The following is a 23043-nucleotide window of genomic DNA, read 5'->3' on the forward strand; positions in this document are numbered from 1 at the left end:
TTGTGGAGATAGTAGGTAAAGGCATTGTCTGTCTTTTTGACTTCCATTCCCCTAATAACTGCAACCAAAAGTCCTAAGAGGAAACCTAGGATTGTAGAAACTATGGCTATGATTAGAGTATTTACCACACCCTTTAGGAAAAGAGTAGAGTAGGTTGCCCAAATCGATTTAACTTCATCGACAAAGCCTGCACTTTCTTCCTCATCTGCAGTAAGCTTGGTCATTACTCCCATAATCTCCGCTTGTTCCTTTTCTATATCCATAGATGAAAGAACCTTGTTCACTTCTTCTGTTAGAGGAGAGTTTTTAGCAATCCCCACTCCTACTGTCGTATCCTCATCATTAGTCTCAAAGCCATTTGCTTCGTCGAATGTTACATAAGTAAGCTTTGGGTTGGCGGCTACAGCAGATTCAGCACCTGCTTCTTCTGAGATATAGCCGTCAATTGTTCCAGCATTTGCTGCAGCAATCATAGTAGGGAAGGAGTCCATGGACTCTTGCTTATTAACGCCTGCCATCTGATCGATCATAGCTACGTGGAAGGTCCCTAGTTGGGCGGTAATCTTTGCTCCTTCAAAGTCATTAATGGACTTAGCATCCTTGTACTTTGAATCCTTTTGGGTAACTACAACCATCTTGGCGTGGTAGTAAGGAACAGAGAAGTCGATTTGCTCGAGCCTTTCAGCAGTTGGGCTCATACCAGCAACTATTGCATCGATCTTGCCACTGGTTAGGGCAGGTATTAGCCCGTCCCATTCTATCTTGTAGATTTCAAGTTTCTTGCCTAGACCATCGGCGATCTTCTTGGCAAATTGGACGTCATAACCGTTGGCATATTCGCCCGGGGAGTTGGCTACAGGATAGCCTCCATTTTCATCACTTACTTCAGAGAAGTTAAAGGGAGCGTAGTTTACTTCCATGCCTACTCTGAATGTGTCTTCTTCGCTTGCATTAACCTGGCCTAGGGGCGTAATGATTAGGATAAGTGCAAGGATAATCTTTACTAGCTTTTTCATAATAATTCCTTTCTTAATAAATTTGATTGTAAAATAAAAGTCCTTACTGCTCCAAATGGAAGCAATAAGGACGAAAATTCGCGTTACCACCTTAATTTTAGCTCATCTCACGATAAGCTACTCAATAAGTACAATCATACTCTCTTGCTATAACGGGCAAGTCCCGCTGTCAGATCAAATATCCCCAACAAAACTCAAAGGCTTTTTTCACCAAAACTTAAAATCTCCATTCACACCAGCTAGGATTCTCTTTATTCTAAAATCTTTGGCTACTCCTCTTATCACTGTTGTTGCTTATATATTACACTCAAAAAAATATAATGTCAAATTTATTTTTGGGGTAAAGTGTTATAGAGGTTAATATGAATATCAAAGACAGACAATTAGAAATTATAAGAATCTTACAAGATAGGACCAGCCCCATATCTGGAGGAAGCTTAGCAGAGAAATTCGGCCTAAGTCGTCAGGTTATAGTCAAGGATATCTCTATCCTTAAGGCGAGTGGATATCAGATAAAATCAAACAACAAGGGCTACTGGCTAAGTCAGTCTTCGAAGATACAATTCATCATAAAATGCTCCCACAGGGACGAGGAAATAGGAGATGAGCTAAATATTATAGTAGATAGGGGAGGAGAGATCCTAGATGTTTTCATCAACCACAAGACCTATGGACTTATCAAGAAAGAATTAAATATCAAATCAAGGAAGGGCGTAGATGTCTTTATCAAATCAATAGACGAATCAACTCCTCTAAAAAATCTAACAGAAAATATCCACTATCACACCATAAGGGTGGATAATGACTTCGCCAAAGAAAGTATAGAGGCTAAGCTTAGGGAAAAAGGGATACTAATAGACTAGGACCTATAAGAAAATCTTATTAGTAAAAAGCCTAAGCCCTATTTATCTTCTTTAAATACCTATGTAAAATAACTATTATTTAAAAATATATTAAATTGAATTTAATTTAGATAGTGTTCGTATAATTGTGTAAAAAGAAAAAGGAAATAGAGAAATCATAGGCTTAGATTTAAGTGCTAGTGAAAGTGAGTACTCATGGTCAAATTTCTTTGAATATCTAAAAGCTAGAGGACCATCTGGACTTAAAATGATAATATCAAATTCCCACAAAGGTCTAGTAAAAGCAATAAAAGAAACATTCGTAAATGTAATATGGCAAATATGCCAGGTTCATTTCTTAAGAAATATCCTATCAAAAACACCAAAGAAAAACACCGAAGAATTTAGAAAAGACATCAAAGCACTATTTAAAATCTAAGACATAAACATAGCAAGAAAAATGAAAGATGAGATATTCTTAAAATTCGAAAGCGAAAAGAAATTTCAAAACTTGTTAAATACCTTAAATTAAGGATTTGAAGATACTTTTGTCTATTTAGATAATGATGTAATTCAGGGCAGATTAAGATCAACTAATTGCTCAGAAAGACTAAATGAGGAAGTTAGAAGGTGTGAAGAAGTAATCAGGATATTTCCCAATGAAGATTCAGCTATAAGATTAATATCTAGCCCGTCGGTTTTTGGATAACATCTTCTAAATTATATATTAGAATGAAATTTGTGAATATTGTGCTAGTAAATTTACACAATATTATGGATTTGAGTGTTTAGGTGGAGTAATTATTGAAAAAACAATATTTACATATATAGTTTTAATAATTAAGTGAGGAATTTAATACGATATGGATAATAATTTAGATATAGAATATAAACTCATACCTTATGATGAGAAGGACAAAATAGAAGAGTTTGACCTTGATGAGATTATTTTTGACTTAGATAGTGAACTTGATTTATTAGGGAGTAAGGCTGATAAGTTAGATTATTTAATAGCTATATCAAGCGGTATTGTTTGTGGGATGCTTGATATCCTTTGGGTTAAAGATTTTGATCTGGCTAGAGGACGTGATATTGCTAGTGATAAGGTAGATGATTTTGTAAAAAAGACTGCAGAGGTAGTGGAAGGAAAAAAGTTTGAAAATCTGAGTGATGCAGTTAGGGCTTTAGAGAAAAAATTTCCTATACCATCTGACGGTGCCATTGCAGATTTTGGCGGAGCTCTTCAGCACCATTTGAGGGATTTTGCCCACCATCCAACCCTTGTAGGTCTGGCTTTTTCTATGTTGACTCAGTTTACAGGGAAATCCTATGGAACTAATACACAAGGTAAGTTCATTATTGTTGATGTTGCTGAAAATAGTAAGGCTTTTATTGGAGAAAACCTTGGGGACAAATTAATAAAAGGGACAATTATCTGGTTTTTTCACCTTGTAAGTGATATGGCTGGATCAAGTATGACTGCAGGATTAAGTGGTGGCACAGGTATTCCTGGACCAATCCTTAGCTTGGCAAAAGAGATTTCCGTCCTACCATTTTTTAATAAAATAAATATACAAGATGACATGTCTCTTTCAGTTTTTTTATCAAAACTATTTAATGGTACACTCTTGATGAAAAGAGATGAAAAGGGACAAATAATCAAGGATTCTGTATATAAGTTTGACTTGCGTGGTGAGTTTGGTATTGCCTTAGAACTTGGAAAACAAGCCATTCCTGTCCTTGCTAATGAATGTATAGTTAGAGGATTTTATTTTATAAGACACTTAGCCCTTGCTATGAAAGAAGTCAAAGTTTCGTCATTTAAAGATATGAGAAAAATTGATTGGGACCTAGTAAAACCTGTAGATAATCCGACAATTTCTCGAATGTTGGCAATTTCTACAGGAGTTTTTACTAGCCTCGACCTAGGAGAAGCAATTTTAACTCAGAAATACTGGCTATCAATTAATTATGTTGGGGTAGGTAGGTTTGCTCTAGCTATTTCAACTGATTTGAGCTATGGCTTAAAAAAGAGGAATCTTAAGAAAATAAGGACTGCCTATGAAAGAATCCAAAGGCAAATTCCTATAAACCCTAGCAACCAAGAAATGGGAATAAAGCTAAGTGGTGATATGAATAAGCTTTGTTTAAGCCTTGAACAAGCTGAAATTTTATTTAATATTGAATATTTAATAGTCTTAAATGATATAGAAAATACCGATAATTTTATGGCCAGGGGTAAGGCTTTTGATTTGAAAATTAAATGGCTAGCTGAGTGGAAACAAATTATAACAAAAAAATTCGAAACTTTTACTCAAGTACCTGGAGCAGTGATGAATTGGTATTCTCAGGACGAATTAGAAGAAAAAATCATCAAACAAAATCCTACTAAAGCTTGGTTTAGGTTAGTTCTATTAGAATCAATGCTTTTTGAACCATATTATCCCTTAAAAGCTGTAAAGAATAAAAAAGATAAGTACGCCTTGTCAAAACGCTACAATTCATTGAATAAGCCTATAAATAGATTTAATAAAGAAAAAGCAAGTCTGTTTTTAAATGAACAATTTACGGGGATGTATTGCGAAGAGGGTTATGTAGACCGACTTAGAAAATCATATAATAAACAAATAAGAAATCTTAACCTGTTTTTTAAGCTAGATATTAATAACTTACCTGTAACATATGGTATTGTGGCAATAAGATTTCTAGGTTTTGGATTTACTGGAGCTATCGCTGCAGTGGTAGTTCAGGGGAAGAAAAGTGCTATTATCGAAGCAGCAAAATTACTAACTTCTCTTAGAGAAATATTCTTAGTTGATGATAAGGCTTTTGAATTTTCTATTAAAGTATTAGAAAAATATACTGAAAGTATTACAGAGATTGAAAAGAATCTAGTAGATTTAAGATTAAAAAGGGAGAGTTTGGAAAGTAAAGAGAAAAGCGACAATGAAAAACATATAAAAAATCTCGAAGAAAATGTAGAGGTAATGAAAATAGCAAGAAAAATTATGATAAAAATGAACAATGATTTTAAATACTTGGATAGTAAAAATTAAGCTATACACTTTTAAGTGAACTAAAAAGCCATTTATGATACACTTAAATTACACGAAAAAACTTTAAGGAGTATCAGAATGGCTTACAGTGATCTTACCATAAAAGAGTTAATTTAGATAGAGCAATACTTTACCTTGGTACTTGAATTAATATAGGATAAACAAAAACAATATGATTTAGCTTATTATACTTAACTTATATGCTAATAATTACAAATTAGTAAGAGTCTAAAAATAATACAAAACTCTAAAATATTTGCCACTGTATATACAATGGAATAAATTTGTGTTACAATATTATTTGAAAATATTTTGGAGGATTTTATGGAATTTTTAAGAAAAAAGGGGATAAATTTATCCTGGAGAACTTATTTTATTGATGCTTTGGGAGCTATGGCCTTTGGTTTGTTTGCTTCCCTCTTAGTTGGAACTATCCTAAATAGCCTAGGACAAAGCTTACATATTAGATACCTATCAGAAAGGCTATGGCCTTTGGCAAACTCTGCCAGTGGAGCAGCCATTGCAGTTGCTATTGCCGCAAGTCTTAATGCGCCCAAGCTTGTCCTTTTTGCTTCTACTATTGTAGGACTCGGGGCCTATGAGCTGGGAGGTCCTGTGGGAGTTTTCATTGCGACGATTTTTGGAGTTGAATTTGGTAAGCTTGTCTCAAAATCTACCAAGCTTGATATAATCATCACTCCCAGCATTACGATTATTGTGGGACTCTTGGTGGGTGATTTTATAGGGCCTTATGTAGCTAGCTTTATGAAGGCTATCGGCTTATTTATCATGAAGGCGACCGAGCTTAGACCATTTTTTATGGGAATTGTTGTAGCGGTTACTATCGGTATGGCCCTTACTCTACCGATTTCATCTGCGGCGATTTGTATGATGCTTAGTCTAGAAGGCCTTGCAGGAGGAGCGGCTACAGTCGGTTGTTGTGCTCAAATGATAGGATTTGCTGTAATTTCCTACAAGGATAATGGCTTGGAAGGACTTCTCGCCCAAGGGCTTGGGACCAGTATGTTCCAAGTGCCAAATATAATCAAGAACCCTTGGATTTGGCTTCCACCAACCCTTGCAAGCGCCATAATTGCTCCAATCGGAACTTTAGTTTTTAAGATGAAAAACACTCCCCTAGGCTCAGGAATGGGTACAAGTGGTCTGGTAGGACAAATCGGAACGATTAATGCCATGGGAATTAGTGCGATATTTAAGGTGATTCTCCTTCACATAATCCTTCCAGCCATCCTTTCTTATACAATTTATAGGCTAATGAAGAATAAGGGGCTGATCAAGGACGGAGATATGAAGATTGATTTTTAATTAATATTTTCCTTATGAACTTTAGTTCAAGTATGGCTTTGATTAATAATAGTGAATTTATTTAACTTAACATATGATAATTTAAAAGTATAATAATCCTACATCTGAGGAAATATCAGATGCTAAGAAAAGGAGATTATATGCAAAAGAAAAATATAAATTTAGATAAATTCAAAATCAAGCTTCACGAGGGCTCTTCTGTAAAGAAGGTCATAGCTGTAATGAGTGGTAAGGGAGGAGTTGGCAAGTCTTCAGTTTCATCCCTTCTTGCCTCAAGCCTTAACAAGAAAGGCTACAAAGTAGCAGTATTTGATGCTGATATTACAGGTCCTTCTATGGCAGAAGCCTTTGGTATAGATGAGCCAGTTAGGGGAACCAAGGAAGGACTAATGTATCCAGCTATCACTCGTGATGGTATCAAGCTAATTTCAGTAAATATGATTTTACGCGAGAAGACTGACCCAGTTGTTTGGAGATCATCAATCGTAACCAACGTCCTAAAACAATTCTATACAGATGTGGATTGGGGCGAGATTGATTACATGATAGTGGATATGCCTCCAGGAACTGCTGACGTACCACTCACAGTCTTCCAATCCCTACCAATAGACGGAGTAGTTGCAGTAGCGACTCCACAAGGCTTGGTAGAGATGGTAGTAGAAAAATCTATCAAGATGGCCAAGATGATGGGCAAGAAAGTCATAGGTATGGTTGAAAATATGTCCTACTTCGAATGTCCTGATTGTGGAAGTAAGCACGAGATATTTGGAAAGAGTAGGCTAGGAGAAGTGGCAGAAAAATACGACATAGACACCCTTGCCAAGCTTCCAATTGACCCACAAATAGCAGAGAAAATCGACTCAGGTCTTGCTGAAGATATAGATATGAAAGAGTTAAGTCCAATTATAGAAAAGATTGAAAATCTATAGGTAATAATATGTTTAAGAAAATTCTAGCAGGGATGATGTCCCTTATAATCCTTCTCCCACATCTTGCTATGGCAAGTGACTTTGATCCCAACAAGGATGATGTAATCTACGGAGTAGCCCTTACAGAAGATGAGAAGGCTACAGTAAATAAGTCTATGGGAGTTAAGGAAGATTCTAATATTTCCTATGTCGATGGAAGTGATCTTGAAAAATATCTAGGATATTCAACAGCAGATTCTAATATGATATCTTCAGTCCTAGTCAAAAGATCTACCAAGGATAAGGGAATCTCTGTTAAGATTAAGACACCAGCTAACATTACAGAGATCACAGAAGGTCAATATACTAATGCTGCCATAACAGCAGGCATAAGCGATGCAGACATTGTAGTAGCAAGCCCAAGACCTGTTACTGGCGAGTCAGCCTTAGTTGGAGTCTATAAGTCTGAAGAAATGCGAGGAGTCGACCTTGATACTCAAAGGACTCAAACTGCCCAAGAAGAACTTGAGACAGTAAGCGAAGTTGCTAAAGAAAACCAAGGAAAAGAAAACTTCGATACAGACAAGCTCGATACTGTTGTGATTGAAGTAAAACAAAAACTTAGCGACTACAAGAAAGAAAATGGGGAAAATGCATCCGCAGATCAGATAGCAATTTACATCAAGGATGCCCTAAATAATGTAAATATGGACAATGTATTGTCAAATAATAATATCCAAATCCTAGTAAATTATTTTGAAAACTACCAAACAACTTCCGCCATAGATAGTGCCGAAGTTAGGGAGAATCTCACAAAACTTGCAGGAGATATTACAAGTAAGGCCGGCAAGTTCTACGAAGACAATAAGGATAATATAGACAAGGTAGCCACAGACGTAAAAGACAGCGGCCTATGGGATTCCATAGTAGAATTCTTTAGATCGGTATTTGAATCTATAACAAATGCCTTTAATGGCTCAAATGAAGATGGATCTAGTGAAAATTAAATAAAACTTAGGGAGCGGTCACAGATCGCTCCTTTCGAATCTAGGAGTATTAGAATTTAACTTGCTCGAATTTAAAATTGTTAATAAATATGTTTTTAAGGAGAATTTATGAAAGTTAAAAAAATAAGCATAAAATGGATATACTTTTATAATTTAATTGAATTTTTAGCCTTCGCTCTAGCAATTAAGTTTATGAGTTCAAGTCTTAAAATTCGGTATATATTCTTAGTTTTACTTGTACAAAGTACTTTTGAAACTATATTCTATTACAAAACAAATGATAAATCCTTTGAACCAATCTCCTATGATAAGGCTATACCAATATTTTTATTAGCTACTGCTTCAACAATAGTTTTAGTAGGAAGTATTTTGTTTATATTATATATTTTAGGATAGAAAATTATTTTTAACTTAATATAAGTACCCTCTAGCTTGTGATTTCTAGAGGGTATTTTTGATATTTGTCAAATCGTTTAGTTTTATAAATATCCCCGTTCTAAAATTAAAAAAATTCCTGTATAAAAAGCTACCCTCTTTAAATCCTTAATAAATATGAATAATCATCGTACCATCGTTAGAGACAAGCCCGTCGGCTCATTGAGACTCTCTTAGGAAATTTACCTCTCATAGCCGGTAGGTCAAGGAATGCCTGCCGGCTGATTGAGGCTGCCTGCCGGCTGATGGAGGCTATTAGCACTTCGGCTTATCGAGACTTTCCTTTTAGCTTCTTTTAACTATAATAGTACGATTTATTCATTCTGCAACAGCCTCTATTGCTTGTGGTTTTTTATTGGTAGTATTTAGCCTGGGATTTAAATAGTTTGGAGTAGGTGTTGTCGTATTGCATTAGATTTTCGTGGGTGTCGTAGGCTGCTATTTTTCCTTCGTCTAGGAGGAGGATTTTGTCGGTGAATCTTGACGAGCTCATCCTGTGGGAGATGAATATTACAGTCTTACCCTTAGTCATATCGTTAAATTCCTCGTAGATTTTAGCTTCTGCTAAGGGATCAAGGCTTGCTGTCGGCTCATCTAGGATGATTAGGTCGGGATCTTGGTAAAGGCACCTAGCTATGGCAAGCTTTTGCTTTTGACCTAGGGATAGGTCAGTTGCTTTTTCGTAGATGTCCTTATTCATATAGGTATCAAGGCCATATTCTAAATCAGCTATCTTTCTATCGAGACCTAGCTCTTTTAGAATTTCGTCTGTTTTTTCCTTCTTGTAAGCCTTATTTCCTATTATATTTTCCTTGATTGTAAAAGGCATGATGGAAAAATCCTGAAAAACGGCAGACACTTTTCTATAGAGAGACTTCTTATCGATATCTTTGATATTTTCTCCATTGTAGAGGATCTCTCCCTTATTTATTTCATAAAATCTTGTTATTAACTTTACTAGGGTAGTCTTTCCGGCGTTATTTACTCCAACTATGGAGATTTTCTCGCCCTTTTTTATCGTAAATGAAATATCATCGAGGATTTGCCTGTCACTTCCTGGATAGGCAAAGCTTACATTTCTAAACTCAAGGCTTTCGAAATCCCCTGCCTTTTTATTTTTTATTTCACTAGAGCCTTCTAGATTTATAAAATCATAAAGGGGGATGAGGTTGGCAAGGCTTAGGATAAAGTCGCCTGTTTCGGTAAACATGTCCTGGAAGGCCTTCATAAAGTTTTCGTTAGCTGAAATTATTAGTGAAAACTCGCCGAAAGTAATCTGTGGACCATAGGATGCTGATAGGGTCCTCATTGCCACATAGGTGTAGGAGATAAATCTTAGGATAGTTTCTAAAAATATTTTGATAGCACTCATGTTTGCCTCATAGGCATATCTCTTGTTAAATTCATTAAGCATCTTTCTAAGGTAGCCTGTGACCTTTGAGTTTATCAAGTCTCCTAGGTCATAGACTCTTATTTCTTTTTGATAATGAGGTCCACCCATAAGGGAGAAATAGTAGGAGAATCTCCTATTTATATCTACAATTTCTAAGTCAAATTTTCTGGTATAGGCAGATTCTTTGAAGCTCGTTACAATTATCAGTAAAGAAATTCCTATAGAAAAAGCAACTAGGTAAGGGGAGAAATTTATTATAATTATTGCTGTAGCAAGCATGGTTGAAATACTTGTTATTATTTCTCTAAGACACCACAAGAGATTATGTATTGATCCCATATTGATGGCTGCATTGGCCTTTTCCTTTAGGTCTAGGGTGTGAGGATTTTCTATATTTTCGTAAGATAGGTCCATGGCTTTTTTGGCAAGCTCAAAGGTTAGGTAGTCATTTATTCCCTGGCGTCTTACAAATTCTTCCCTGCTAGATACCCTGGCAACTATCTCTAGGAGGATTTTTCCTAGAACTAAGAAGCTTACAAGCCTTGCAAAATCTGGGATAGGTCTGGGATTGGTGATTTGATTGATAAAAATCATTGGCACAAAGATATCTACCAGGCTCTTTGCCGAATTAATTAGGGCGTTGAGGAGGATAATTATTAGATAGATGGGATCATTTCTCCCAATGATTTTGGCAAATAGCCATAGGGCTTTAAATTTATTTTTCATTAGCTTCCTCCTTGTAGTATTTTCTTTGAGATTCGTACATTTCTTTATAGAGTCCGTTTTTAGCTAAGAGCTCTTCATGACTGCCGATTTCTCTTATCTTTCCGCCATCGAGAAGCATAATTTTATCGCAGAATCTGGTTGAAGCTAGCCTGTGGGAGATAAAAATCAGGGTCTTTCCCTCGCTTATCTTTTCTAAGTCCCTGTAGATTTTCTCCTCGGCTAGTGCATCGAGGGCAGCTGTTGGCTCATCCATGATAAGGGCTTTGGCATCTGTCCTATAAATAGAACGGGCTATGGCAAGCTTTTGGTTTTCTCCTCCAGAAAATAGTGTTCCATCCTCGTGGATATTTCTAGTCATTTCGGTGTCTATGCCCTTAGGAAGCTGGTCGAGCTTGTAGGAAAGGCCCGCCTTATTTATCGCTTCTATTACTTTTTTCCTATCGATATTCTTATCAGTCCCTGCCACATTTTCTGCAATAGATACGGAAAGAGGCTCTACATTTTGAAGGACTGTGGCGAAGGCTTTAAATCTTTCCTTAAGGTCAAGCTCATCGGCATTTATCCCATTTATTAAAATCTCACCTTCAGTCGGCTTATATAGACCCAGGATTAGGGAAACTATGGTAGACTTGCCAGCTCCATTTACCCCAACTATGGCGACTTTCTCTTTTTCTTTAATGCTAAAGGAGAGATCATCTAGGACCTTTTTACTAGAAAGAGGGTAAGAAAAGGACACATTTCTAAATTCTATTGCCAAAGGACCTCTAAGCTTCTTATCTCCACAAGTTGACTCTAAGTCATCTCTTATCATATCAAAGCCGTCTCCTACATACATGAGATTGGCCCTGGTTTGGGCTAGATTTGTCACAAGGGCAAGGGATACCTTGCTTAGAATTGCCACGGAAGTAATCATTAGGGTAAGATCCTTGAGACTTATCTCATGAGAGATGATTTTTCCAGTCAAGAAATAATAACAAATTGCCTCTATCCCAACCATGGCTATGGCAAGGATAGGAGATAAGAGTATCTCAGGTTTGATGAAAACTCTAGAAATTCTTACTACATCAGCTACTAGGGGATTAAATCCTTCGATAAATCTTTCCTTGAAGGAGAAAATCCTAATATCCTTGGCAAAGCGAAAGTCGCTAGCTTCACTATAAAAAGAAGAAGTCTTTCTCCTTACCTTGTTAAGCTCTCCTGTATGCTCGTGCCTATATTTATCAGTATAGTTTCTAACTACAAGTTGGACTAGGATAGAAACTAGGGCAAAGACACAGATTAGGGGATTAAGCCTTGCCATAATTACTGAAATTACGACAAAGGAAACTATGCTTGAAAGGAGGGGATACATATCGTGATAAATCCCCTCAAGACCCTGGCTGTTGTTAGAAAAGGGCTCAAAGCCTCTAGTAAATTCTCCCATAAAAAGGGAATTTTCCCCAAGACCATAGTCCATTTTCATTATAGTTCCGGTAGCCTCTACAAAGAAATTAAGCCTAGTATCCATATAGGTTGGATAAGTTTTACGTTCGATTTGCATAGAAATCAAAGAAAAGGCGAAAATTACAAGGCTATAGGCTGTGATTGTAAGAATCATAGTCCTAAGATTGCTACCTTTATTTATAAGATCTACCAAATAATACATTATAAAGGCTTGTAAGATAGGTATCAGTCCATTTACAAAAGGATAGATCAGTAAGGAAAGTTTAATCTTTAAGTTATCCTTGAAGGGGGCATAGGCTATGCGTAAAAGTTTGAAATTAGATAACTTGTTTCTCCTCAAATAGGCCTTTATCCTCTCTTCTGAATTTAAGTTTTGGGCGAGATTTTCTCTTAGATTTTCATTCCTTGCTGTCATGATTTTCCTCCCTTATATTTTTACAAAAATCATTAAGGTCATCTATAATTTTCTTAAAGCCAGGCTTTCTCAAATAGTAATAAGTCCTCCTACCCTCTATATAAGCACCTACAAAGCCACAAACATGGAGCTGACTTAGGTGGTAGGAGAGGGTGGCAGGGGTAATGAAAAGCCTATCGGAAAGCTCCTTGGAATAATAGGACTTTTCCATAAGTAAATCGAGGATATCAATCCTGGTAGGATCTCCCAAAACCTTTAGATACTGGCTTAAAAGTTTTAGCTTCCCTACGTTTTTCTTCTCCTTATCTGCAAAGATACCAAACTTTATGAAGGCAAAGTCGTTATCTTCTGACATATATTGAATCATTTCCATATTAGGAGCTATGATAAGACTATAAACATTAAGGTGAGACTCTATTTTATTTAGAAGAGGATTTATACCTACTTGATCACTGAGATCTCTTAAAATCTTGAAGTTATCTTCTTCCAGATGGTCAAAATGCTCATTGAGGTCGCCCTCAATCAAGGGGAGATTTTTCTTTATTATCTCGCAAAGCTTATTAAGCAGAGGCACGAGCCTATCGTAGATGGATCTAGTATTTGTAGAAGATCTTACAAGTTCCATAGAAAGCTCATCCCTATAGGGAAGCTTAGACAAAAGATATGGAAAATCTCTTTTAAGAAGCTTCTTTTTAGAATCGATTAGACTCTTTAAATCCTTATGATTCTCATCGCTTATCTCAACTCCCATACATTTTAGGAAGCAAAAATCATAAACTTCCTTAAAACGTTCATAGGTCAATTCTTCTAGGTCAAAAATATTGAGATTTTGGAAGATCCCTGCAAAAAAGGGCAGATAATTCTCGTCATTTTCGGTAAAGATATAAAAAAGATTTAGTATATCTGAATTTTGTCCAGTGAAGAAGTCTTCTAAGTAGGGAAAGGCCTCAGTCTTAACCTTCTTTATAAAATCAACATAAGCCTTTTCGGAAGAAAAGACATCCTCGATAGAGATAAGCATCCAATCTTTTGAGAAAGTAAAGCCGGGATAGGCGACATCAAAGCTGTATTGGCCTTTGTTTGAGGCGGCTAGCCAATTTGTATAGTAATAGATGACAAGACCTGCCTCATTTACGAGAAGGGGCTTTCTTATTAGCTTAAATTTCTTTGAAGTATCTTTCATGCTGACTCCTTTATTAGATTTATATCTAAGTATAATAAATAGATTAGAAATATATTTGATTAATTTAATTATAGATCAATTACTATCTAATATCAATAGGTTAATGTTCGATATTAATCTAATAAAAAAGAGCAGCCTAAGCTACTCTTATCTTCCATCAGATGTCGATATAATTATGATTCTATTTTAATTTTCTTTTGAAAATTATACTTCTAAGCCAGGATTTTCCTTATATTCCCATAGATTTTCCCTATCTTTCTCTGTAATTTTCCTAACTACTTTACAAGGATTGCCGAAGGCGAGAGAGCCATCTGGTATGTCTTTGTTTACAAGGCTTCCTGCTCCTATAACCACATTTGAGCCAATCTTAACTCCAGGAAGGACTGTGACATTAGCCCCAAACCAGACATCATCGCCAACCGTGATAGGATGGGCGTATTCGAGCCCTTCATTTCTCCTTTCCTTATCGATAGGATGGCCTGCTGTCGAAAAGGTGCAAGATGTAGCGATAAAGACATTGTCGCCAAATGTCACCTTGTTACCGTCGAGTATTATTAGATTGTGATTGGCGTAGAAATTCTCTCCAACAGATATATTGTAGCCATAGTCACAATAAAAGGGAGGGGTAAGGTAGAAATTTCCCTTAGTTTTGATCTTAAGTTCACCGATAATTTTTCTTAATTTATCCTCATCTGAGGGAAGGGTCGTATTGTATTTAAAGCAAAGGTCCTTGGCCTTTAATCTTTCTGCCGCAAGCTTTCTGTTATAATTTGCGTCATAGAGCTTGCCTTTAAGCATTTTTTCTTTTTCTGTCATTTTTATCCTTTATTTATAAAATATTTCAGTTCTTATCTTATTAAAAAAGCAGACCTAAGGCCTGCTCTTATCTAGGCAAGTTCAACTTTGTGGAAGTTTTTCTTACCCTTTTTGATTATTATTCTTCCGTCCTCGAAGAGATCTTCTGTGACTTCTATACTTGGATCTGTTACTTTCTCATCATTGATGGAAACACCACCTTGCTTGATGATTCTTCTTGCTTCACCATTTGACTTGGTTAGGCCTGTTTCAGTCATTAGGATTAGAAGTCCCTTTGGTAGGTCAGATTTTGCAATTTGTGTTGTTGGCATTGCACTTTCGTCGCCTTTTCCGGTAAAGAGGGCCTTAGCTGCAGCGATTGCCTCGTCTGCTTTTTCCTTGCCATGAACGAGTTTTACTACCTCGTAGGCTAGAATTTCTTTGGCCTTGTTGATATCAGCTGCGTCTTTCGCAGATCCAAGCCTTCTGCATTCTTCGGTTGGAAGGAAGGTAAGTTGGAGGAGGAATTTCTCTACGTCCCTATCATCCACATTTCTCATGTATTGGTACATTTCGTATGGGCTGGTCTTCTTTTCATCAAGCCATACAGCTCCCTTTTGAGATTTGCCCATCTTCACTCCATCTGCAGTTGTAAGGAGGGAGAAGGTCATACCGTAAGCTTGGCCGTCTTCGTGCTTTTTGATTAGGTCAACTCCACCTATGATGTTGGACCATTGGTCAGATCCTCCCATTTCAAGCTTGACCCCATCTTCCCTGTACATCTTAAGGAAGTCGTAAGATTGGAGTAGCATGTAGGAGAATTCGAAAAATGTAAGACCACCTGCTGCCATTCTGTTCTTGTAGGCATCCTTTTTGATCATTTCATTAACCAAGAACTCGCTTCCTACATCTCTTAGAAAATCCACGAAGTTTAGGTCAAGGAGCCAGTCTTTGTTGTTTAACATAGTAGCTCCACCATCGGAGAAGTCTAAGAATCTTTGGAATTGACTGTAGAAGCATTCTGCATTGTGATCGATCATCTCTTCTGTCATGACCTTTCTCATATCGCTTCTTCCTGAAGGGTCTCCTATTAGGGTAGTTCCTCCACCAAGAAGGGCAACAGGTCTGTGGCCGTAGTTTTGCATACGCATCATTACCATAATTTGGATAAGGTGGCCCACGGTTAGGGAATCTGCTGTAGCGTCAAATCCACAGTAGAATTTAACTGATTCTTCCTTTAGTAGTTTCTTAAGTTCTTCCTCGTTGGTTGCTTGTTCGTAGTAGCCACGATCTACAAGCTCATCGAAAACATTGTCGTATTCTTTTTCGTAAGTAAATTTCATTTATTTTCCTTTCTATTTTAAAATTAGGTACAAAAAAAGAGCATAAAAGCGCAACGAATGCGGTACCAGCTTTTTTTATACTCAGGGCCTAGGATAGACTCTAGGCAGGTCTTAAACAAAATGAAGTGTAATTCGCTATCCCTAAGGATAACTACTGGGTTTCATTGTAAGTTTTATTCTTTATACAGTATACACGGTCTTAAACTTAAAAGCAAGCCCCAGATAGCTAGGGCCTGCCTCAGTTTATAAGTGATATTCTTTATCTCTTTTCCAAACTGGATTTTCTTTTCCTTCTTTAAGTTGCTTTTGGTAGTCCTCTAATATTCCTTTTACATCTTTAAATAGGAAGACTAGGCTTATAACGTTGATAAAGACTACTATTCCTACAAAGACATCGATAAAGCCCCATACGAGCTCTAGGTCCATTTGAGTTGCTACTAAAAACATGATAAAGGCAATTATCCTATAAATCCAAAGAGGGATTTTGTATTTTTCTTTAAATATTAATCTTACATTGCTCTCACCATAGAAGAGATCTGCTATTAGTGTTGTAAAGCCAAACATTAGCATGGCGAAAAACACTAGCCATCTGCCAGGAACTCCCAGGATGCTTTGGAAGGCGTCTTGGACTAGATTGATTCCTACACCACTATCAGGATTGCCTACAACTCCTGTTAGAAGTAGGGCGAAGGCTGATAGGGAGCAGATTATGATTGTTGTAACAAAGGTACCAAACATTCCAAGAAATCCTTGTTCTGCTGGGTGGTCTACGTCTGCTGCCGCGTGCATTATACCTGCTATACCATTTCCAGCATCGTTTGAGAAAAGTCCTCTAGCAACACCTTGTCTAAAGGCACCCATTACTGTGTGGCCTACCATTCCACCGAGGGCTGCCTGAGGCTTAAAGGCACTTGTAAAAATCATTCCTATAACAGCTGGAAATTTGCTGATATGAGTAATGATAATTACTAAAACTACAATTATATAAGCAAGGGCCATTACTGGAACGACCTTTGATGAAAAGTCAGTAAGTCTTTTAACTCCACCGATGGTGATGATAAAGGCAGCTATGGTAACGGCAATTCCAGGAATAATTGGGTTTAGGTTAACAACTCCTGTAAAGGCCTGGCTAATTGAGTTTGATTGCATAAAGGCTATACAAAGACCAACTCCCAATATGTAAAAGAAAGCTGTGATTATTCCCATAAACCTAGATTTAAGACCGAATTGCACATAATAGCTTGGTCCTCCCCTGTAGGAACCGTCTTCTATCTTTACCCTGTAGATTTGTCCTAGGACAGTTTCTGCAAATGTGATTACCATACCCAAAAGTGCTGTAATCCACATCCAAAATACAGCTCCAGGTCCACCCAAGCTTATGGCTGTAGCCACTCCTACAAGTGAGCCTGTTCCAACCTGTCCTCCGACTGCTGTTGCAAGGGCTGCAAATCCACTTACTCCGTCACTTGTCTTAAGATTCTTCTTGATAACTTTTTTGATTAAGCGTGCATGTCTAAATTGTGGAAAGCCTAGTCTTATGGAATAGTAGAGTCCTACTGCCAAAAGCACATATCCTATAACGTTTGCCCACATAAAGTCAGCTGCTCGTAATATAAAATCCATTTTTCCTCCTTTTGTATTATGTAAATATAAACATATTTTCTATTAAATACGACATTGTCGTATTATACCAGATAATTATGTATTTGATAAGTTTTTTACAATATTAATTCCTAAAAATGATTTTTGGCATGATTTGAAGTATCATAAAGCTAGTATAATCGAAAGATTAAGAAAGGACTATTATGACAGAGAAGAAAGCTTATTACATTACAACACCGATATACTATCCAAATTCTAACTTGCATATCGGAAATACCTACACATCAGTCATAGCAGATGTGCTCAAAAGATATAAAAACTTAAAGGGCTTTGATGCCTACCTAACTACAGGAACAGACGAACACGGACAAAAGATCATGAGGACAGCCCTAGATGCTGGAACAAGTCCTCAAAAGTTTGTCGATATCATAGCAGAAGAGACAAAAGAGCTTTGGAAAAAGCTTGAAATCGACTACGATACCTTCATCAGATCTACCGAAGACCAACACGAAAAGGATGTCGCTGAAATTTTCACCAAACTTTACGAGAAAGGGGACATCTACAAGGGAGAATACAAGGGATATTACTGTACACCTTGCGAGACCTTCTGGACAGAGTCCCAACTAGAAGATGGCCACTGCCCAGATTGCGGTAGGGAAGTAGAATATCAAGAAGAAGAAACCTATTTCTTTAGACTTTCCAAATATACAGACAGATTGAAAGCACTTTTTAAAGAACATCCAGAATTCTTGGAGCCACAATTTAGGCAAAAAGAAATGCTTAACAACTTCATCGACAAGGGACTTTCTGACCTATCTGTTACGAGAAATTCCTTTGATTGGGGAGTTGATGTGCCTTTTGATAATGAGCATGTTGTCTATGTGTGGATTGACGCCCTATCATGCTACTTATCTGCTATAGGCTACGGAGATGACAAGGCTAAATTTGAAAGATACTGGCCTGCTGGAGTTCACCTAATCGGAAAAGATATTGTAAGATTTCATACAATAATCTGGCCAGCCCTACTAATGGCCCTAGATCTTCCACTACCAGAGAAGGTCTTTGCCCACGGTTGGATTCTCTTCGACAATGACAAGATGAGTAAGTCTAAGGGAAATATCATGTATCCAGAACCACTCGTAGACCTTTATGGAGTAGATGCCCTCAAATTCTACATGCTCCGTGAGTTTAACTTCGGCTCTGACGGCAACTTCTCAGCTAGAAAATACATGGAAAGATATAACTCCGACCTAGTAAATGACCTAGGTAACCTAGTATCAAGAACTACATCAATGATCGATAAATATAACGAAGGAGTTGTAAGAAAGGGAACAGTTTCAGATAGCTTTGATGAGGAGCTTATAGCCCTTGCCGAAGAAACTTACACTAAGTTTAACAAGCTAATGGATGAGTTTAACTTTAACGCTGCCCTTGAAGCTGTTTGGACATTGATTCGTCGTGCCAACAAATACGTAGACGAGACCGAACCATGGATCTTAGGCCGTGACGAAGCTAATAAAGAAAGACTCGACAGAGTCTTATACAATCTTGCTGAAACTATCAGAATTGTAGCCCAACTAATCGAGCCAGTTATGAAAAACACAACTGCTGCTATCCTAGAAAAAATCGGTACAGATAATAAGGGATTTGAATCAGCAGGAGAATTTGGCCTTCTTGAAGAAGGAGCTAGGGTAAGTAAGGGAGCCAACCTCTTCGATAGACTTGATATAGACAAGGAACTAGTTAAGCTTCACGAGGCAAATGGTGCCCTTATAGAAAAAAGACTTAATAAGGGAAAGAAAGAAGATGAAAAATCTGAGGAATCTAACAAAGATTATATAGACTTCGAAGACTTCACCAAAGTCGACCTAGTAGTAGGCAAAATCCTAGAAGCTAAGGAACACCCAAATGCTGACAAGCTCTTAGTTTTTAAGGTAGATATAGGAGAAGATGAGCCAAGAACAATAATTTCTGGTATCAAGAAATGGTATAATCCAGAAGACCTAGTTGGCAAAAACGTAATCGTCGTAAGAAACTTAGCTCCAAGGAAGATGCGTGGAATCGAATCTCAAGGTATGCTTCTTGCAGCAGACAATGATTGCGACCTATCCCTTCTATCAACCCTAGAGGACTTAAAGCCAGGAGCAAAGGTAAGCTAATGGCCCTAATAGATACTCACGCCCATCTTACAGATGAGGCCTTTGATGATGACAGGCTCTTTATAATAAGAGACCTGTCAAATTTTAATGTAAAGGCAGTAATTAATCCAGGATGCAATGTCAAAGATTCTAAATTAGCAGTAAAGCTTGCGAAAGAATTTGACAACTTCTACGCCCAAGTAGGAATCCACCCTGAAGAAGTCTCTAGGATGGGCGAAAGTGACCTAGAGATAATAGAAAAGCTTGCCCAAAATCCTAAAGTTGTGGCGATAGGCGAAATTGGCCTTGATTATTACTGGAGAGATGACAATAAGGATGAGCAAAAAGAAGTCTTTATCAAGCAATTAGAAATGGCAAGAAGGCTGGACCTTCCTGTAGTAGTTCACACAAGAGATGTGGGAGAAGATGCCTACGAGATCCTAAAGGACTTTACTGACCTTAAGGTTCAAATTCATTGCTTTTCGGAAGGCCTAGACCTTTTGGATAAGTATATGGACCTTGGCTTTTATATTTCAATCGGAGGAGTCGTTACCTTTTCCAATGGAGAAAATGAGAAACTTGCCGCAAGCCATGTCGATATCAATAGGCTAATGCTTGAGACAGATAGCCCCTACCTTACTCCAGAGCCTTACAGGGGACTTAGAAATGATCCTAGAAAAATAATCGAAGTTTCCAGAGAAATAGCCAAGCTTAGGGGAATGAAACTTAAGAAACTTCAAAAGAGAACTAGCAAAAATGCAGAGGAATTTTTCGGCTTATGATAAAAGAAACTATAGTAGTAGAAGGAAAAGATGATATAGCAAATGTTAAAAGAGCGGTTGATTGTGAGATGATTGCAACCAATGGCCTTGCCTTTAGCAAGGATTTAATCGAAAGACTCAAAGAAATCGACAAAAGATGTGGGATAATCATCCTCACAGATCCTGACTATGCCGGCAAAAAGATTAGGGCAAGGATTGCAAAGCACATACCAAATGCCAAGCATGCCTATATAGATAGGAAAAAGGCCATCAAGAAAAACGACCTCGGAGTGGAAAATGCAGAGCCAGAAGTTATAATCGAAGCCCTAAGAAGGGCCAAGGCAGAGACTAAGGAGAGGGTAGAGACTTTTACCATGGCAGATTTAATAAAAAACGACCTATCTTTTGGTAAAGGCTCCAAGGAAAGAAGGGAAAAGCTCGGTGATATTTTAGGCATTGGCTATTATAATTCCAAGCAACTTCTCTCCAAGCTCAACTCCTTTGGCATAAGCCGTGAAGAATTTGAAAGGGCGGTAGACAATTTATGAAAAAATTATACTCACCCAAAGTCGTAAAAGACATAATAGACCTATATAACTTTAGATTTTCCAAATCTCTGGGCCAAAACTTCTTGATAGATAAGAATTTCGTAGAAAAAATCGTAGATGCAGCAGATGTGGAGTCTTCTAACGTCCTAGAAATCGGACCGGGTATCGGAACAATCACCTACGAGATGGCAAAAACTGCAAAGAAGGTCGTAGCTATCGAGATTGACAGCTCTCTAATTCCCATCATAGAAGAAAATATGGAAGAGTTTGATAATTTCACCCTGATTCACGAGGATATCCTAAAGGCAGATCTTGAAAGAATCATCGAGGAAGAATTTGCTGGAGAGGACTTCAAGGTAGTAAGTAATCTTCCTTACTATATAACAACTCCTATCATAGAAAAACTTATAGAAACCGACCTTCCTTGTAGGGATATGACTATTATGGTCCAAAAGGAAGTTGCAGATAGGATGCTTGCCGATGAGAAAAGTAAGGAATACTCTTCTCTTTCTGTTTTTATCAAATACTACTCAGATGCAGAAAAAATCACCAATGTGCCAAAGTCAGTCTTTATGCCTCAACCTAAAATCGACTCTACTGTCCTCAAGTTAAATCTTAGAAAATACAGGAACGATGTGGATGAAAAGAAACTTTTTGCCCTAGTCCATGCAGGTTTTAACAAGAGAAGAAAGACTATCCTAAATTCCCTATCAGATGCCTGCGAAAAGGAAAAATTAAGATTAGCCTTCGATAAATTGGGTATAAAAAATAACCTGAGGGCAGAAAACTTGTCCTTGGATGATTTTATAAATTTGACAAAAACTATTGAGACCCTATAATTAATGGGTATATATAGAGCGAACGGAGGAGAATATGGCAGATATTAAAATTTATACATCAAATACATGTGTTTTCTGTAAGGCAGCAAAACAATATTTCAATGAAAAAGGCATCGAATTTACTGAACTTAATGTCGACAAGGATAAGGACGCTGTAGACTACCTTGTAAGCAAGGGCTACAGAGGAGTTCCTGTTATTAATATCGACGGAGAAGACATAGTTGGCTTTGACAAGGAAGCTATCGAAGCAAAACTAAATAGTTAATTTAAAAGGAGTAAGCTGGGATTTGGCTTGCTCCTTTATTTTTTTAATCAGTTTTACTAATCTCTATGGATTGGATTACTCCCTTAAGGGAGCTTAGGGTAATTTTGTATGAATCTTTTGTTTCAAGATAGTATTTCTTGCTAGGATTTTCTTTATTTCCAGGGTCTTCTTCAATTTTCCCATTGAAATTTTTCTTAACATCTTCTATGGAATCTTCAAGCTTAATCCCCATTACCTCGAAGTCCCTGTTGTTATTTATGACAGAAGCCTTTAGGTGGGTGATTGGAGTCTCTTCGCTAATATCTTTCCCTTCAAAAAAGGCTTCTAAGAGATAAAATTCCTTGAAGGCGTCTTTGACTTCTCCGTCCGTAAACCAGGTCGGTTTTTTCTTAGTGCTTTCTCCGAGCCTTCTGATATTAGCCATTTTGCCCTCTTCATCTTCTTTTATTTTGTAGGAAAATCCCCTGTCTGTGAAGTCCTTTAGCCTTACTGGCATAGAATAGATTTCACCTTCTATGATAAAGCTAGCATCATCTCTTCCCCTGGTCCTATGGCCCTTATCGGGAGACTTATCTTCGTAGGGATTTGTAGGATGGGTAATGAAAGTCTCTGCTCCAAGTAGGATTGGGTAGGTGAAGATCATCACCACATTAAGGACAAGGAGGAGGATTATGGGATGGGCGAAGTCCTTGTTTACCCCATCAATAAGAGCGCTTATGCTACCTATTAGTCCCAAGGCCATAAGGATAAAGCTTGCAAGCTTTAGAGGCCTATCAAAGCCTAGGATATCTATGTAGGAATACCTAAAGGTAAAGGATATTACAAAAATCACAAGTCCTATGATAAGACTTGCCTTATAAATTATCGACTTATCTTTTTTCATTCTAACCTCTTTTCTATAGGAATATTTTATCAGATTATTGGTAAAAAGGAAATTCAATTTCTCAAATTCCTTCTTGATGAAAACTTGCCCCTACAAAGGTAAAATACTTACTTAGAACA

19 protein-coding genes, 1 pseudogene and 1 other annotated feature are annotated in these 23043 nt (G+C 37.3%); of the genes and pseudogenes, 12 read left to right on the forward strand and 8 right to left on the reverse strand.

What is annotated here, in order from left to right; translation table 11 throughout:
• Positions 1-1016: transporter substrate-binding domain-containing protein (locus MRZ08_RS05455; protein ID WP_297380246.1), on the reverse strand; the 1016-nt coding region annotated here is incomplete at its 3' end.
• 63 nt (positions 1017-1079) lie between these two features.
• Positions 1080-1310 (reverse strand) — a binding site (T-box leader).
• A gap of 68 nt (positions 1311-1378) precedes the next feature.
• On the opposite strand from MRZ08_RS05455, the gene MRZ08_RS05460 reads away from it, so the two are divergent.
• The 7 genes and pseudogenes from MRZ08_RS05460 (at position 1379) to MRZ08_RS05490 (ending at position 8551) form a co-directional block, all read left to right on the forward strand.
• Positions 1379-1879 carry a transcription repressor NadR gene (locus tag MRZ08_RS05460; protein WP_297380248.1) on the forward strand — a complete coding sequence of 167 codons (501 nt, stop codon included), beginning with the start codon at positions 1379-1381 and terminating at the stop codon, positions 1877-1879.
• Between the two features lie 151 nt (positions 1880-2030).
• Positions 2031-2567, forward strand: a pseudogene (locus MRZ08_RS05465) (transposase); the annotation flags it as partial.
• 154 nt (positions 2568-2721) lie between these two features.
• Entirely contained in the window at positions 2722-4914 is a 2193-nt protein-coding gene (locus MRZ08_RS05470) for a hypothetical protein (RefSeq protein WP_297380251.1), read from the forward strand.
• A 324-nt stretch (positions 4915-5238) separates the two neighbouring features.
• Positions 5239-6240, forward strand: coding sequence for a PTS sugar transporter subunit IIC (locus tag MRZ08_RS05475; RefSeq protein WP_297380254.1), 1002 nt, complete (start codon positions 5239-5241; stop codon positions 6238-6240).
• Positions 6241-6380: 140 nt separating this feature from the next.
• On the forward strand, positions 6381-7169 hold the full coding sequence (locus MRZ08_RS05480; RefSeq protein ID WP_297380257.1) for an Mrp/NBP35 family ATP-binding protein: 789 nt from the start codon (positions 6381-6383) through the stop codon (positions 7167-7169).
• A gap of 8 nt (positions 7170-7177) precedes the next feature.
• Complete coding sequence (locus tag MRZ08_RS05485) at positions 7178-8155, forward strand: DUF1002 domain-containing protein (RefSeq protein ID WP_297380259.1); 978 nt, start codon at positions 7178-7180, stop codon at positions 8153-8155.
• 108 nt (positions 8156-8263) lie between these two features.
• Positions 8264-8551: a hypothetical protein gene (locus MRZ08_RS05490; protein WP_297380262.1), complete on the forward strand. Its 288-nt coding sequence runs from the start codon at positions 8264-8266 to the stop codon at positions 8549-8551.
• 391 nt (positions 8552-8942) lie between these two features.
• On the opposite strand, the gene MRZ08_RS05495 is transcribed toward MRZ08_RS05490, so the two are convergent.
• The 6 genes from MRZ08_RS05495 to MRZ08_RS05520 form a co-directional block, all read right to left on the reverse strand.
• The gene (locus tag MRZ08_RS05495) at positions 8943-10709 is read right to left on the reverse strand and encodes an ABC transporter ATP-binding protein (protein ID WP_297380265.1); all 1767 of its coding nucleotides are present in this window, start codon (positions 10707-10709) and stop codon (positions 8943-8945) included.
• Positions 10699-12567, reverse strand: a complete 1869-nt coding sequence (locus tag MRZ08_RS05500) for an ABC transporter ATP-binding protein (protein WP_297380268.1) — start codon at positions 12565-12567, stop codon at positions 10699-10701. Before MRZ08_RS05500 ends, MRZ08_RS05495 begins: the two co-directional genes overlap by 11 nt.
• Complete coding sequence (locus tag MRZ08_RS05505; protein ID WP_297380271.1) at positions 12551-13750, reverse strand: metalloregulator ArsR/SmtB family transcription factor; 1200 nt, start codon at positions 13748-13750, stop codon at positions 12551-12553. Before MRZ08_RS05505 ends, MRZ08_RS05500 begins: the two co-directional genes overlap by 17 nt.
• 204 nt (positions 13751-13954) lie before the next feature.
• Complete coding sequence (locus tag MRZ08_RS05510) at positions 13955-14566, reverse strand: sugar O-acetyltransferase (protein ID WP_297380274.1); 612 nt, start codon at positions 14564-14566, stop codon at positions 13955-13957.
• Between the two features lie 71 nt (positions 14567-14637).
• On the reverse strand, positions 14638-15888 hold the full coding sequence (gene tyrS, locus MRZ08_RS05515) for a tyrosine--tRNA ligase (protein WP_297380276.1): 1251 nt from the start codon (positions 15886-15888) through the stop codon (positions 14638-14640).
• A 243-nt stretch (positions 15889-16131) separates the two neighbouring features.
• Positions 16132-17511 (reverse strand): sodium:alanine symporter family protein, encoded by a 1380-nt coding sequence (locus tag MRZ08_RS05520; RefSeq protein ID WP_297380279.1) that lies wholly within the window; start codon positions 17509-17511, stop codon positions 16132-16134.
• Between the two features lie 182 nt (positions 17512-17693).
• On the opposite strand from MRZ08_RS05520, the gene metG reads away from it, so the two are divergent.
• Genes metG through MRZ08_RS05545 form a run of 5 tightly spaced genes read left to right on the forward strand, consistent with a single transcriptional unit; the run spans position 17694 to position 22041 of the window.
• On the forward strand, positions 17694-19649 hold the full coding sequence (gene metG / locus MRZ08_RS05525) for a methionine--tRNA ligase (protein ID WP_297380281.1): 1956 nt from the start codon (positions 17694-17696) through the stop codon (positions 19647-19649).
• Positions 19649-20410 (forward strand): TatD family hydrolase, encoded by a 762-nt coding sequence (locus MRZ08_RS05530; protein WP_297380282.1) that lies wholly within the window; start codon positions 19649-19651, stop codon positions 20408-20410. The genes metG and MRZ08_RS05530 overlap by 1 nt, the downstream gene beginning before the upstream one ends.
• A complete protein-coding gene (rnmV, locus tag MRZ08_RS05535; RefSeq protein WP_297380284.1) occupies positions 20407-20937 on the forward strand; it encodes a ribonuclease M5 in 531 nt (176 codons plus the stop codon). Before MRZ08_RS05530 ends, rnmV begins: the two co-directional genes overlap by 4 nt.
• Positions 20934-21776: a 16S rRNA (adenine(1518)-N(6)/adenine(1519)-N(6))-dimethyltransferase RsmA gene (gene rsmA / locus MRZ08_RS05540; protein ID WP_297380285.1), complete on the forward strand. Its 843-nt coding sequence runs from the start codon at positions 20934-20936 to the stop codon at positions 21774-21776. The genes rnmV and rsmA overlap by 4 nt, the downstream gene beginning before the upstream one ends.
• 34 nt (positions 21777-21810) lie before the next feature.
• On the forward strand, positions 21811-22041 hold the full coding sequence (locus MRZ08_RS05545) for a glutaredoxin family protein (protein WP_297380287.1): 231 nt from the start codon (positions 21811-21813) through the stop codon (positions 22039-22041).
• Positions 22042-22084: 43 nt separating this feature from the next.
• Here MRZ08_RS05545 and MRZ08_RS05550 read toward each other — a convergent pair whose 3' ends face one another.
• Complete coding sequence (locus MRZ08_RS05550; RefSeq protein ID WP_297380289.1) at positions 22085-22924, reverse strand: hypothetical protein; 840 nt, start codon at positions 22922-22924, stop codon at positions 22085-22087.
• Positions 22925-23043: the final 119 nt, after the last annotated feature.

Origin of the sequence: Anaerococcus sp. (assembly GCF_022770135.1) — a bacterium.
Lineage (GTDB): Bacteria > Bacillota > Clostridia > Tissierellales > Peptoniphilaceae > Anaerococcus.